This is a genomic window from Pseudomonas haemolytica, assembly GCF_009659625.1.
Taxonomy (GTDB): Bacteria; Pseudomonadota; Gammaproteobacteria; order Pseudomonadales; family Pseudomonadaceae; genus Aquipseudomonas; species Aquipseudomonas haemolytica.
Genome location: NZ_VOIW01000009.1, coordinates 87,488 through 100,934, shown reverse-complemented (window position 1 = coordinate 100,934; position 13,447 = coordinate 87,488). Strand labels below are relative to the sequence as shown.

At 60.5% G+C, this 13,447-nt stretch carries 10 protein-coding genes; 4 read left to right on the top strand and 6 right to left on the bottom strand.

Features of this window, described 5'->3' with window-relative positions; genetic code table 11:
* Nucleotides 1–4: 4 nt before the first annotated feature.
* Together prpF and prpD are read left to right on the top strand one after the other, a co-directional pair.
* A complete protein-coding gene (prpF, locus tag FRT59_RS25335) occupies nt 5–1,195 on the top strand; it encodes a 2-methylaconitate cis-trans isomerase PrpF (protein ID WP_153872686.1) in 1,191 nt (396 codons plus the stop codon).
* A 125-nt stretch (nt 1,196–1,320) separates the two neighbouring features.
* Nucleotides 1,321–2,805 carry a 2-methylcitrate dehydratase gene (prpD, locus tag FRT59_RS25330; RefSeq protein ID WP_153872685.1) on the top strand — a complete coding sequence of 495 codons (1,485 nt, stop codon included), beginning with the start codon at nt 1,321–1,323 and terminating at the stop codon, nt 2,803–2,805.
* Between the two features lie 82 nt (nt 2,806–2,887).
* Here prpD and FRT59_RS25325 read toward each other — a convergent pair whose 3' ends face one another.
* From FRT59_RS25325 to FRT59_RS25305, 5 genes are read right to left on the bottom strand one after another with little or no spacing between them, the layout of a single operon-like run.
* Nucleotides 2,888–3,622: an alanyl-tRNA editing protein gene (locus FRT59_RS25325; RefSeq protein ID WP_034120690.1), complete on the bottom strand. Its 735-nt coding sequence runs from the start codon at nt 3,620–3,622 to the stop codon at nt 2,888–2,890.
* 2 nt (nt 3,623–3,624) lie between these two features.
* Nucleotides 3,625–4,617, bottom strand: a complete 993-nt coding sequence (locus FRT59_RS25320; RefSeq protein ID WP_034120689.1) for a serine O-acetyltransferase — start codon at nt 4,615–4,617, stop codon at nt 3,625–3,627.
* Between the two features lie 37 nt (nt 4,618–4,654).
* A complete protein-coding gene (locus FRT59_RS25315; protein WP_034120835.1) occupies nt 4,655–5,569 on the bottom strand; it encodes a PLP-dependent cysteine synthase family protein in 915 nt (304 codons plus the stop codon).
* Nucleotides 5,570–5,585: 16 nt separating this feature from the next.
* Nucleotides 5,586–7,448 carry a molybdopterin-synthase adenylyltransferase MoeB gene (moeB, locus tag FRT59_RS25310; RefSeq protein WP_153838181.1) on the bottom strand — a complete coding sequence of 621 codons (1,863 nt, stop codon included), beginning with the start codon at nt 7,446–7,448 and terminating at the stop codon, nt 5,586–5,588.
* 23 nt (nt 7,449–7,471) lie between these two features.
* Nucleotides 7,472–8,416: a DMT family transporter gene (locus FRT59_RS25305; protein ID WP_034120685.1), complete on the bottom strand. Its 945-nt coding sequence runs from the start codon at nt 8,414–8,416 to the stop codon at nt 7,472–7,474.
* A gap of 109 nt (nt 8,417–8,525) precedes the next feature.
* Here FRT59_RS25305 and FRT59_RS25300 point away from each other — a divergent pair, with 109 nt between their 5' ends.
* Nucleotides 8,526–9,950, top strand: coding sequence for an aminotransferase-like domain-containing protein (locus FRT59_RS25300; RefSeq protein ID WP_153838180.1), 1,425 nt, complete (start codon nt 8,526–8,528; stop codon nt 9,948–9,950).
* A gap of 121 nt (nt 9,951–10,071) precedes the next feature.
* On the opposite strand, the gene ppsR is transcribed toward FRT59_RS25300, so the two are convergent.
* Nucleotides 10,072–10,890, bottom strand: coding sequence for a posphoenolpyruvate synthetase regulatory kinase/phosphorylase PpsR (gene ppsR / locus FRT59_RS25295; protein ID WP_003193298.1), 819 nt, complete (start codon nt 10,888–10,890; stop codon nt 10,072–10,074).
* 178 nt (nt 10,891–11,068) lie between these two features.
* Here ppsR and ppsA point away from each other — a divergent pair, with 178 nt between their 5' ends.
* The gene (gene ppsA, locus FRT59_RS25290; protein WP_153838179.1) at nt 11,069–13,444 is read left to right on the top strand and encodes a phosphoenolpyruvate synthase; all 2,376 of its coding nucleotides are present in this window, start codon (nt 11,069–11,071) and stop codon (nt 13,442–13,444) included.
* The last annotated feature ends 3 nt before the right edge of the window (nt 13,445–13,447 follow it).

Sequence of the window (13,447 nt, the reverse complement as noted above, 5' to 3'; positions counted from 1 at the left end):
CACCATGGCACACGTAGCGCAAATCAAGATCCCCGCCACCTACATGCGTGGCGGCACCAGCAAGGGCGTGTTTTTCAGCCTCAAGGACCTGCCCGCAGCGGCGCAGGCCCCGGGGGCTGCCCGCGATGCCTTGTTGTTGCGGGTGATCGGCAGCCCCGACCCCTACGACAAGCAGATCGACGGCATGGGCGGGGCCACCTCGAGCACCAGCAAAACCGTGATCCTTGCCAAAAGCATTCGCGCCGATCACGACGTGGACTACCTGTTCGGCCAGGTCTCCATCGACAAGCCGTTTGTGGATTGGAGCGGCAACTGCGGCAACCTGTCGGCGGCGGTGGGCGCTTTCGCCATCAGCGCGGGGTTGGTCGATCCGGCTCGCGTGCCCCACAACGGCGTGGCCGTGGTGCGGGTGTGGCAGGCCAATATCGGCAAGACCATCATCGCCCACGTGCCGATCACCGACGGTGCGGTGCAGGAAACCGGCGACTTTGAACTGGACGGCGTGACCTTCCCGGCCGCCGAGGTGCAGTTGGAATTCATGGACCCGGCAGCGGAAGAAGAGGGCGGCGGTGGCTCGATGTTCCCCACCGGCAATCTGGTCGACGACCTCGAAGTGCCCGGCGTCGGCACCTTCAAGGCCACGTTGATCAATGCTGGTATTCCAACGATTTTCATCAATGCCCAAGACCTCGGCTATACCGGCACTGAGCTGCAAGGCGCGATCAACAGCGACCCCAAGGCCTTGGCGATGTTCGAGACGGTACGGGCGTATGGCGCGTTGCGCATGGGCCTGATCAAGCATCTGGACGAAGCCGCGCAACGCCAGCACACGCCCAAGCTGGCATTCGTGGCCAAGCCTGCGGATTACGTGGCGTCGAGCGGCAAGGCGATCAAGGCTGGCGACGTGGACCTGCTGGTGCGCGCCCTTTCGATGGGCAAGCTGCACCACGCGATGATGGGCACGGCGGCGGTGGCGATTGGCACGGCGGCGGCGATTTCCGGCACGTTGGTCAACCTGGCGGCGGGCGGTATCGAGCGTAATGCCGTGCGCTTCGGGCATCCCTCCGGCACCTTGCGCGTCGGTGCCGAGGCCAGCCAGGTAGACGGCGAATGGGTGGTGAAGAAAGCCATCATGAGCCGCAGTGCGCGGGTGCTGATGGAAGGTTTCGTGCGCGTCCCCGGTGACGCTTTTTAGCTTTATGTGGGAGGGAGCAAGCCCCCTCCCACAGGGGATCTCTATTCCAAAAGGCAGACATCCAAGATCTGCTTCCAGTAACCGTTAGCCCGAGGATTGACCCCACCCATTTTTGGAGAACTGCCATGAGCGCCAATGTCGACCAGAACAACCGCCCCGACTACGATCAGGTTTTGCAGGACATCGCCGACTATGTCCTCAACTACCGCATCGACTCCCGGGATGCACTGGACACCGCCCGCAATTGCCTGATGGATACCCTCGGATGTGGCCTGCTGGCCCTGCGTTTCCCCGAGTGCACCAAGCACCTGGGGCCGATGGTGGAGGGCACGGTGGTGCCGTTCGGTGCACGAGTGCCGGGCACTTCGTTTCGCTTGGACCCGGTCAAGGCCGCCTGGGACATCGGTTGCATCGTGCGCTGGCTCGACTACAACGACACTTGGCTTGCTGCTGAATGGGGCCACCCTTCGGACAACCTCGGCGGTATTCTCGCCGTGGCCGATCACCTTTCACAGAAACGCGTGGCCAATGGCGACGCGCCGCTGACCCTGCGTGCGGTGCTGGAAGCGATGATCATGGCCCACGAAATCCAGGGCGTGATTGCCCTGGAAAACTCCTTCAACCGCGTCGGCCTCGACCATGTGCTGCTGGTGAAAGTCGCCTCCACGGCCGTCACCGCCAAGCTGATGGGCGCCAACCGTGAACAGTTGCTATCGGCACTGTCCCACGCCTTTGTCGACGGGCAGGCGTTGCGCACCTATCGCCATGCGCCGAATGCCGGCTCGCGCAAATCCTGGGCCGCGGGAGACGCGTCGAGCCGCGGCGTGCGCCTGGCGGATATCGCCCTGCGTGGCGAAATGGGCATCCCCGGTGTGCTGAGTGCGCCGCAGTGGGGCTTCTACGACGTGCTGTTCAGCCACACCAACAAGGACCTGGCGCTCAAGCCTGAAGACAAGCGCGCTTTCAGCCTGTCCCAACCCTACGGCACCTACGTGATGGAGAACGTGCTGTTCAAGATCAGCTTCCCTGCCGAATTCCACGCGCAAACCGCCTGTGAAGCGGCAGTGACTTTGCACCCACAGGTCAAGCATCGCCTGCACGAGATCGAGCGTATCGTGATCACCACCCACGAGTCGGCGATTCGCATCATTTCCAAGGTCGGCCAACTGGCCAACGCCGCCGACCGCGACCACTGCCTGCAATACATGACCGCAGTGCCCCTGGCGTTCGGCAACCTGGTGGCCGAGCAGTACGAAGATGACTTCCACGCAGCCCACCCGATCATCGATGAGTTGCGCAACAAGATGGTCATCGTCGAAGACCCGCGCTACAGCCGCGAATACCTGGAGGCCGACAAACGCTCCATTGCCAATGCGGTGCAGGTGTTCTTTACGGACGGCACCTGCACCGAGCAGGTGGCAGTGGAATACCCGATTGGCCATCGCCGCCGTCGAGTGGACGGTATCCCGTTGCTGGAGGACAAATTCAAGGCCAACCTGGCCACGCGTTTTACCGCGCAGCGCAGTGCTGAGATTTTTGCGTTGTGCAAGGATCAGGCGCGGCTGGAGGCGATGCCTGTAAACTGTTTCATGGATCTGTTCGTGATCTAGTGGACAACGCAATACCAAAATGTGGGAGGGGGCAAGCCCCCTCCCACATTTGCCCTCCACTTGGGCAACTATCGGGTCAGATTCAAGCTTGTTCAAACCGCAGTATCACCCTGCGGTTGTGCTTGCTCTTCTTCTCGATCTTCTCGCAGAACACCCGGCCGATTTCCTCAGTGTTGAGCACATGGGTACCGCCACATGGCTGGATATCGATGCCGGGGATTTCAATCACCCTCACCGAGCCCGAGATCACCGGTGGCGCGACTGCCTGGGTGCGAGTGATCTGCAGCAGGGTCGCGTACTCGGTGGCGGGCATCGACAGGGTCTTCACCGTGTGGGCCTGCTCGATCAGGGCGTTGAGCTCGCGGGTGAGGCTGTCTTTGTCCAGGGTCATTTCCGGCAGGTCGAAATCCAGGCGGCCTTTGTCCGCGCTGATGCTGCAACCGGTCACGGGCGCGTCGATGAGCGAGCACAACAAGTGCAGGCAAGTGTGCATCTTCATGTGCTGGTAGCGCCGCTCCCAATCCAGCCCCGCGTCGACCTGGACGCCGGCGGTCAATGGGGCGGGGCAATGCTCTACCTGGTGCCAGATGATCGAGCGCAACACCGGGTCGCGCACGGTTCCCGTCACCTCGACCCGCGTGCCATCGGCCAGGGTGAGATGGCCGGTATCGCCCGGTTGCCCGCCACCGGTGGGGTAGAACAGCGTGTGCTCCAGGGCGATGCCGTGTTCGCTGACGGCAATCACCCGGGCGCTGAATGCGTTCTGGTAGGGCGCGCTGTCGAACAGCGCCAGGGTTTCCATGGTATGCACGGACATGTTCAGCCTCCGACGATCAATGGGCTGGCTTGCAATAGGTGGCGCACCATCGCGCTCAAGCCAGGGGGGGAGAGCAGGGTGATTTCAAATTCGGGCCCGCAGACTTTCAGGTTCAGCGGCAGGCGCGGCAGCTGTTCGCCGGTGCCGAGGCGGCGCAGGCGAAATTGCAGGTGGTGGCGCTCTTTTACCGTGGGCTCGAGCATCAACCCTTGCAGCGGATGAAAGTCGGCATCCAGCACGGTGACCTTGTGGCCGGCACTGACCTCGCCGACGACGTGCAAGCGCTCATCCAGGGCAAAGGCGCCGAGATAATTGCTGTGGTCCGATTCATCGTTTTTTTGCAGTTGGATCTGGTTGACCACCTTGACCTTGGTGCCTGCCGGTACGTCCTGGGTGATCACGCAGGAAGGGCTGATAAACACGTTATCGCCAATCGACACATAACCCAGTACACGGGCGCCGGCGCCCACTTCGACGTTGTTGCCCAGGCGCGGGTGACGCTTGCCATCCGGGTTGTTGGCGATGCCGCGGGCGCCCAGGGTCACGCCGCACAGGATGTAGCAATCGTTGCCGATCACGCAGGTCTCGCCGATGACGGTGCCGTAGCCATGGTCCAGCACAAAGCGCCGGCCGATGCGCGCTGCCGGGTGAATCTCGGCGCCAGAGAGGATCTTGCCCTGATTGCTGAGCATGAGGGCCATGCGCGAAAACTCACCCTGGGCAGGGTCTGGGAAATTCCATACCAGGTGCGCAAGGCGATAGAACAGCACCGCCTTGAACGAAGCATAGGATTCCAGGATCAACTCACCGCGCCCGCGTGACGCCGGGTCGCGATAGGCGTAGGCGATCAAGTCCTCGGCCACCGCCTGGGCGGCGTTCTGGATCAGCGGCGCAAGGTGCGGTTCCAGCTGCTTCATCTGCCCGGGCGTCAGGGTCGTGATGAGATGGGTGAGCAACTCATCGTGCAACTGTTGCATCTCGATAAAGCCCCCCATGGAGGCACCCCCGCATTCTGGATGGTTGGAAAGCCCGTTACTCGAAACTGGGCAGGTAGCTGTCGGCATTGTCGTAGACCATGGTCAACACCACCGTTTCAGGCGGCAGTTCGGGGGCGAGTTGGGCGATGGCAACCATGTTGGCGGCCGAGGACAACCCCAGGCTGATGGCGTCGGTGCGCATGATGCGTTTGATCATGTCCAGGCATGCCGCGTGCGACACCTTGAGCATGCCGTCGATCACATCCAGGTTGAGGATGCTCGGGATCAGGCCAATCGACAGGCCCTGGATCGCGTGCGCGGCGTGCTGGTCTTTGAGCAGGTCGCATTCTTGCGGCTCCACGCCCATCACGCGGATCGCCGGCCAGGCCGCCTTGAGGGTTTCGCCGATGCCGGTGATATGGCCACCGGTGCCGATACCGCTGACGAAGTAATCCACGCGCTGTTCACCGAAGGCACGGATGATTTCCGGTGCAGTGGTGTCGCGGTGGGTCTGCGGGTTGGCGCCGTTGCGCTGCTGGTTGAGCATCACGTAGTTGGGGTTTTCCAACTGCAGTTCCATGCACTTTTCGCCATGGGAGTTGTTGCCCAGGCGGCTGTCTGACAGCACCACCCTGGCGCCGTACAGGCGTAGCAGTTTCTGCTTTTCGGGGCTGTAATTGTCCGGGATCACCAGTACCACTTTGTAGCCGAGCACGTTGCCGGCCATTACCAGGCCAATGCCGGTGTTGCCACCACTGGGTTCGATGATGGTTTGCCCGGAATCACGGATCAGCACCCCACGGCGCTCGGCATCGAGGATCATGCCCAGGGCGATACGCGCTTTGTGGCTGCCGCCGGGGTTAAGGGATTCCAGCTTGGCGTAGACCTCGATGCCGAGGTCTTCGGAAAACTGCGCCAGACGCACGATCGGCGTTTGGCCGATGACGTCGAGAATCGAGTTATGCAACATCAGCAAGTCCCCACCCTCAGTACAAAGGCATGTCGGGTTCGACGTCGCGAACCCAGTGCTTCATGCCGCCTTGCAGCACTTTGGTATTGGCAAAACCGGCTGCCAGCAAGGTGCTGGCGGCTTGCTCGGCGCGGGTACCGGCGTAGCAGATCAGGTAATGGGTATTGTCGCGGCTCAGGCTGGCGAGTTGCCCATCCAGCTCGGCCAGGGGGATATGCACCACGCCTGGCAGTTTGCACACTTCCAGTTCGCTGGCGTCGCGTACATCCAGCAATACATCGGCGCTGCTGGGGTGTTCGAGCACTTGCTTGAGCCCCTGCGGCTTGATGTAGCGCTCTGCCGCCAGGGACGGTTGGCTCGGGACGGCATCTGCGCAGGTAGCGGGTGCGACGGTTTCGCTGTGGCGCAGTTCGGAGCAGCAAGGGCAGTCGGCGCGGCGCTTGAAGCGGATCTCGCTGAACTTCATTGCCAGTGCGTCGAAACGCATCAAGCGGCCGGACAAGGGTTCGCCAATACCGATCAGCAACTTGATCGCTTCGGTGGCCTGGATCATTCCTACTACGCCCGGCAGCACGCCGATCACACCGCCGGCGCTGCAATTGGGCGCCAGTTCAGCGGGCGGGGCCTTGGGAAACAGGCAGCGATAGCACGGCCCGCCTTTATAGTTGAGCACGCTGATCTGCCCGTCGAAGCGGTAGATGGCGCCGTACACCAAGGGTTTGCCCAGTTGCACGCAGGCGTCGTTGACCAGGTAGCGGGTATCGAAATTGTCGGTGCCGTCGATCACCAGGTCATAGGCGCTCACGAGCTCCAGGGCGTTGTCGGCGTTGAGCGCCGTGTCGTGCGCGTTGATCTGGATATGGCGGTTGAGGTCCTGGAGGCGTTGCTTGGCGGAGTCGACCTTGGGCATCCCCAGGGTGCTGTTGCCGTGGACAATCTGGCGTTGCAGGTTGCTGCTTTCTACCACGTCAAAGTCCACCAGGCCCAAGGTGCCAATACCGGCCGCCGCAAGGTACAGGCTGATGGGCGAGCCCAGGCCGCCGGTGCCGATGATCAGCACCTTGGCTTTCTTCAGGTTCAACTGGCCCTCGCGACCGACGCCGGGCAGGGTGATGTGGCGCACGTAGCGCTGCACTTCTTCATTGCTCAGGGCATCCACGTCCATGCCGCCGGAGGTGGCAAGCAACACTTCAATCCGGGCTTTTTCCGGCAAGCGATCGTCGGCGTCGATCAGCTCTTCCTCGGCGGTGAACAGGAAGTGTTCCTTGAGCTGGTTGTTCTTTTCATGAAACAGGTGCTGGCGCAGCTGCGGGTGGCCGCTGCAGAGGTTTTCAATGACTTCGCGCAATGTCGATCCAGTGCCCTCGAGGGTTGATGCCGGCAACTTGGCCACGCGGACCAGGATGTCGGGGAAAGAGACAGCGTTCATGGACAACTCCGTGTGCAGGTCGTTGAAGGGTTGAAGGGCGAAATGCTTGCCATCCCAGGCAAACAGCTTTGAGCCCAGGGCCTGGCCCTGGCGAACATCCACTACCAGATAGCTGACGGGGTAGATCGGCTCGCCCAGGAACAGCGCCTTGTCCTGGTCTTCGTCACTGAAATAGGCGCCGACATCCGGGTGCGAGTGATAGATCACCACCACCGGGTTGTCGCTGCGAAACGCCTTGTTCATCAGCAGGGTATCGGCCACCGAGAAGGTATAGCCGTTGGCCGCGCTGCGTGGGTACATCTCGGGGTTCTTGCGGTGCAACTCGTTCTGGATATTGCTGCCCAGGAACACGCTGCCGTCGGCGAAAACAAAACCACAGCACTCCTCGGGGTAGCTGTGGCTGGCGTGGGCGTAGATCTGTTCCAGAGCGGTGGGGCGGAGGACTTCCATGTTTCTCTCGCGTTGGTTGAGGTTCACTTTTTCTTGGCCAGGAGTTTTTCAACGGGCAATTTGGTGATCGCAAAGCCGGCCAGCAGGATCGCCGAATACAGCATCAGGTCGCGGGAAATTTCCACGCCTTCGTACCAGGCACCGATGATGACTGCGAACACCGGGAAGATGATGAAGACGAACGACAGGATGATTGGGCTCAGGCGTTTGAGAAGCATAAAATACACGATGAATCCGCCTACCGAGGCCACCAGCCCCAGGTAGAACAGCGCGCTCCAGGAACGCAGGGTGATGTCGTCGAAGACCGGCGTTTCAAACCACAGGCCGGCTACGAACAACATCAGCCCGGCAATGCCGATAGGCAGGGTGTTGTAGGTAATCACGCTGATGGCACTGCCTTTTTGCTTGGTGATGACATAGCACAAGGCGTGCATGATCGCGGCGCTCAGAATGGCCAGTACCCCGAAGAACTCGGCGTGGTCCAGGTGCAGGCCCTGGCTTTTGATGATCATGTAGAGGCTGCCGAAACCGATGCCGATACCGACCACTTGGGAGAAGTAAATACGCTCGCGCAGGAACAGCGCGGAGAAAATCAGGATGAACACCGGCATGCAACTGAACAGCAGGGCAGTGAGGCCGGACGACACATGCATCTCGCCATAGTTGAGCAGGTAGTAGGGAATGCTGAAGTAGGACAGGGTCACAAACACGAAGAACCAACGGCTTTCCCGTGGGAACAGGATCGGCTCACGCCGCACCAGGGCAAAGCACAGGAACAGTGGGAAGGCGATCAGGAAGCGCAGCCCGGCGGACGTCAGCGGCGGCACACTCTCCACGGCAATCTTGATACCCAGCCAGGTCGTGCCCCAGCTCAGGCACACGATGAGAAACATCACACTGGTCACCAGCCCGGCGAGCCACTGTTTTTGAGTTTTTGTTTTTGCAGTGTTTTCGAGAACGGCGGACATTGGCATCGTTTATTGCTTCCCTGAGCCGGAATTGAACTCTATATTGAACTTGTAATGAGTTATTTTTATCGGCGATTGAACCCGTAAAAGCACACTATTAGGGCGAAAGATGGCTGTCAAAACAAATATTGACATGGTGTCAATTATGCGTGAGGGCTTGTCCAACGGGCAGGGCGTGAAGTACAAGCGCCTGTCCGATGTCATGGAACGGGGCATCCTCGAAGGCTTGATTGAGCCAGGACGAAAGCTGCCGCCTCATCGGGTGCTTTCCGACAATCTTGGGGTGACCATCGGCACCATCAGTCGGGCCTACGGTGAGCTTGAACGCCTGGGGTTGGTGGTAGCACGGGTCGGTGACGGAACCTTCGTGCGCAAGCGTGGGATGGAGCGCCAGCGTGATGAAGGCTTTCGAAATTTCAGCGAGGAGCCGCGCCAATACTTCGACATGAGCCGCAACATGCACATTCCCGGGCAGGAGACGGTGTTTCTCGCCCAGAGCTTCCAAACCCTGTCGACCAACGCCAAGTTCCTCCAGGACATCAGTGCCTACACGCCTGACGCCGGCCTGCCGCGTTATCGTGAGGCCGGTGCGCAATGGTTGGTGCAGCGCGAGTTCCATCCAATTCCTGAACAGGTGATCTGCGTTAACGGCGGCCAGCATGGCTTGTTGTGCGCGATGATGGCGTTGCTGCGCGCTGGCGACACGGTGGTCACCGAGCAACTGACTTATCCAGGGCTGATTACCGCTGCGCGCATGCTCGGCGTGCGGCTGATCGGCCTGGAAATGGATGAGGAGGGCGTGCTGCCCACCGCGCTGGATGAGGTCTGTCGTAATCATCGGATTTCGGCGTTGTACTGCACGCCGACTATTCAGAATCCGACGACAGCGGTGTTGTCGGTTGCGCGCCGTGAAGCCCTGGCCAAGGTGTGCCGCGAGCACAACCTGTTGATTCTTGAGGACGAAGCCCACGGCGTGTTGGTGGAAGATCGCCCGCCACCTCTCAGCTATTTCGCGCCTGAGCGTACGATTTTGATCAGCAGCTTGAGCAAGGCGGTGTCGGCAGGCTTGCGGGTTGGCTATGTACATGCGCCACCGGCACTGGTCAGCCGCATCTCGGCAGCGCTGCGTTCGACCTGCTGGATGGCCACGCCCGTGACCCTGGAACTGGCGACCCAATGGATCGAAAACGGCACGGCGGAATACCTGCTGCGCCAGCAGATCAACGAAATCAGCCGGCGCAAAGCCTTGGTGCGCGACCTGCTGGGCGGCCTGGCCTATCGCACTCACCTCAATAGCCCGCACTTCTGGATCGAAGTGCCGGAGCCATGGCGTGCGTCGGAAATCGAGGCAGAGCTCAAGCAGAATAATTACCTGATCGCCACCGCCGAGGCGTTTGCTGTAGGGCAGACGGCGGTGCCGCAGTTTATTAGGGCGAGTATCTGTAATACGTCAGGCGATGATCAGCTATTGCGCGAGGGCTTCGATGCGCTGGCGACTGCGCTGGGGCAGGGCGGGGGGCGGTTTCATCTGTGAGACCGCGTTATCGTTCTTCGCGAGCAAGCCCACTCCCACATTGGACCGGGTTCCCTCTTTGGAATAGGGTCAAAATGTGGGAGCGGGCTTGCTCGCGAAAGCGCCAGTTCAAGCGATACAACTATTTGAATCTGCGCTCCACACCCTTCTCCACCAAAATTTTCGCCGAAATCTCTTCCACCGAAAAATGTGTGGAATTGATGTGCGCGATATTCTCGCGACGGAACAGATTTTCTACTTCGCGCACTTCGAATTCGCACTGGGCATAACTCGAATAGCGGCTGTTGGGCTTGCGCTCGTTGCGGATGGCGGTCAGCCGGTCCGGGTCGATGGTGAGGCCGAACAGCTTGTGCGAGTGCGCGCGCAGGGCGGCGGGCAACGTGAGGTGCTCCATATCATCTTCGGTCAGCGGATAGTTGGCTGCGCGGATGCCGAATTGCATGGCCATGTACAGACAGGTCGGGGTCTTGCCGCAACGCGACACGCCCACCAGGATCAGGTCGGCCTTGTCGTAGTAGTGGGTGCGGGCGCCATCATCGTTGTCGAGGGCGAAGTTCACCGCCTCGATTCGCTCCATATAATTGGAGTTATGCCCGATGGAATGGGACTTGCCGACGGAATAGGAGGAATGTTCGCTCAACTCCTGCTCCAGCGGCGCCAGGAAGGTCGAGAAAATGTCGATCATGAAACCATTCGACGTTGCGAGAATCTCACGAATGTCTTGATTGACAATGGTGTCGAAAATGATCGGCCGAAAACCGTCTTTTTCAGCCGCCAGATTGATTTGTTGTACCATGGCCCGCGCTTTATCCACGCTGTCTATATAAGGCCGTGTAAATTTGGCGAAGGTAATGTTTTCGAACTGCGCAAGCAGGCTCTGGCCCAATGTTTCGGCTGTGATGCCGGTGCCGTCGGAGATAAAGAAAGCAGATCGTTTCATTTGAGCCCTGGGCCTTAAGCTGATGGCGAATCTTGGATATGATAGGCGCGATTTTGCCGTCCCGCAGTGGGCCGCATTCTCACTTATTTTCCAGGTCCAGGCCACAAGCGCTGGCGTTAGCTCCTACTGAGCAACCCGCGTCCTGAGCTTTTCCAACACAGAAAGTGGAGAGATCACCTTGGTAGAGTACGTAGTTTCCCTCGATAAGCTCGGCGTCCATGATGTAGAGCATGTGGGGGGCAAGAACGCATCCCTCGGCGAGATGATCAGTAATCTTGCAGGCGCTGGTGTCTCGGTGCCCGGTGGTTTCGCCACCACCGCCCAGGCTTACCGCGACTTCCTCGAGCTGAGCGGCCTCAACGCCCAGATCCACGCCGCGCTGGATGCCTTGGACGTCGATGACGTCAACGCCCTGGCCAAGACCGGCGCCCAGATCCGTCAGTGGATCATGGAAGCCGAGTTCCCCGAGAAGCTCAACGAAGAAATCCGTACCGCCTTCGCTATCCTGTCCGCCGGTAACCCGGACATGGCCGTTGCCGTACGTTCCTCGGCCACCGCCGAGGATTTGCCGGACGCCTCCTTTGCCGGCCAGCAGGAAACCTTCCTTAATATCCGCGGCGTGGAAAACGTGATCCGCGCAGCCAAGGAAGTCTTCGCCTCGCTGTTCAACGACCGTGCGATTTCCTACCGCGTACACCAGGGTTTCGACCACAAGCTGGTGGCCCTGTCTGCCGGTGTGCAGCGCATGGTGCGTTCGGAAACCGGCACAGCCGGCGTGATGTTCACCCTGGACACCGAATCGGGCTTCCGTGACGTGGTATTTATCACCGGTGCCTACGGCCTGGGCGAAACGGTTGTACAAGGCGCGGTCAACCCCGACGAATTCTACGTGCACAAGCACACCCTTGAGGCCGGCCGCCCGGCCATCCTGCGCCGCAACCTGGGCAGCAAGGCGATCAAGATGATCTACGGCGACGAGGCCAAGGCCGGTCGTTCGGTGAAAACCGTTGACGTCGACAAAGCCGAGCGCGCGCGGTTCTGCCTGACCGACGCTGAAGTCAGCGAGCTGGCCAAGCAAGCGATGATCATCGAGAAGCACTACAAGTGCCCGATGGACATCGAGTGGGCCAAGGACGGTGACGACGGCAAGCTGTACATCGTGCAGGCGCGCCCCGAGACCGTGAAGAGCCGCACTTCGGCGAACGTCATGGAACGCTACCTGTTGAAGGAAACCGGTACCGTGCTGGTAGAGGGCCGTGCCATCGGCCAGCGCATCGGCGCCGGCAAGGTGCGGATCATCAAGGACGTGTCGGAGATGGACAAGGTCCAGCCCGGCGACGTGCTGGTCTCCGACATGACCGACCCGGACTGGGAACCGGTGATGAAGCGCGCCAGCGCCATCGTGACCAACCGTGGCGGGCGTACCTGCCACGCGGCGATCATCGCCCGTGAACTGGGGATTCCTGCGGTAGTCGGTTGCGGCAACGCCACCCAACTGCTCAAGGAAGGCCAGGGTGTGACCGTGTCTTGCGCCGAAGGCGACACCGGCTTCATCTTCGAAGGTGAACTGGGCTTCGACATCAAGCAAAACTCCATCGACGCCATGCCGGACCTGCCGTTCAAGATCATGATGAACGTCGGCAACCCGGACCGTGCCTTTGATTTCGCGCAGTTGCCGAACGCCGGCGTGGGCCTGGCCCGCCTGGAATTCATCATCAACCGCATGATCGGTGTGCACCCCAAGGCCCTGCTGAACTATGACGGCCTGCCGCTGGACATCAAGGAAAGCGTCGACAAGCGCATTGCCGGCTACAGCGACCCGGTAGGTTTCTACGTCGAGAAGCTGGTAGAGGGCATCAGCACCCTGGCGGCGGCTTTCTATCCGAAAAAGGTCATCGTGCGCCTGTCGGACTTCAAGTCCAACGAATACGCCAACCTGATCGGCGGCAAGCTCTACGAGCCGGAAGAAGAAAACCCGATGTTGGGTTTCCGCGGCGCTTCGCGTTACATCAGCGAAGCGTTCCGTGATTGCTTCGAACTCGAGTGCCGCGCCCTCAAGCGCGTGCGCAACGAGATGGGCCTGACCAACGTCGAGATCATGGTGCCGTTCGTGCGCACCCTGGGCGAGGCGAGCCAGGTGGTAGACCTGCTCGCCGAAAACGGCCTGACCCGCGGCGAAAACGGCCTGCGCGTGATCATGATGTGCGAGTTGCCGTCCAACGCCATCCTGGCCGAAGAGTTCCTGGAGTTCTTCGACGGTTTCTCCATCGGCTCCAACGACCTGACCCAACTGACCTTGGGCCTGGACCGTGATTCGGGGATCATCGCTCACCTGTTCGACGAGCGTAACCCTGCGGTCAAGAAGCTGCTGGCCAATGCTATCCAGGCGTGTAATAAGGCCGGCAAGTACATCGGGATCTGCGGCCAAGGCCCTTCCGACCACCCAGACCTGGCCAAATGGCTGATGGAACAGGGTATCGAAAGCGTCTCGCTGAACCCTGATTCCGTGCTGGAAACCTGGTTCTTCCTGGCGGAAGGCCAAGCGTCCGCCTAAGGC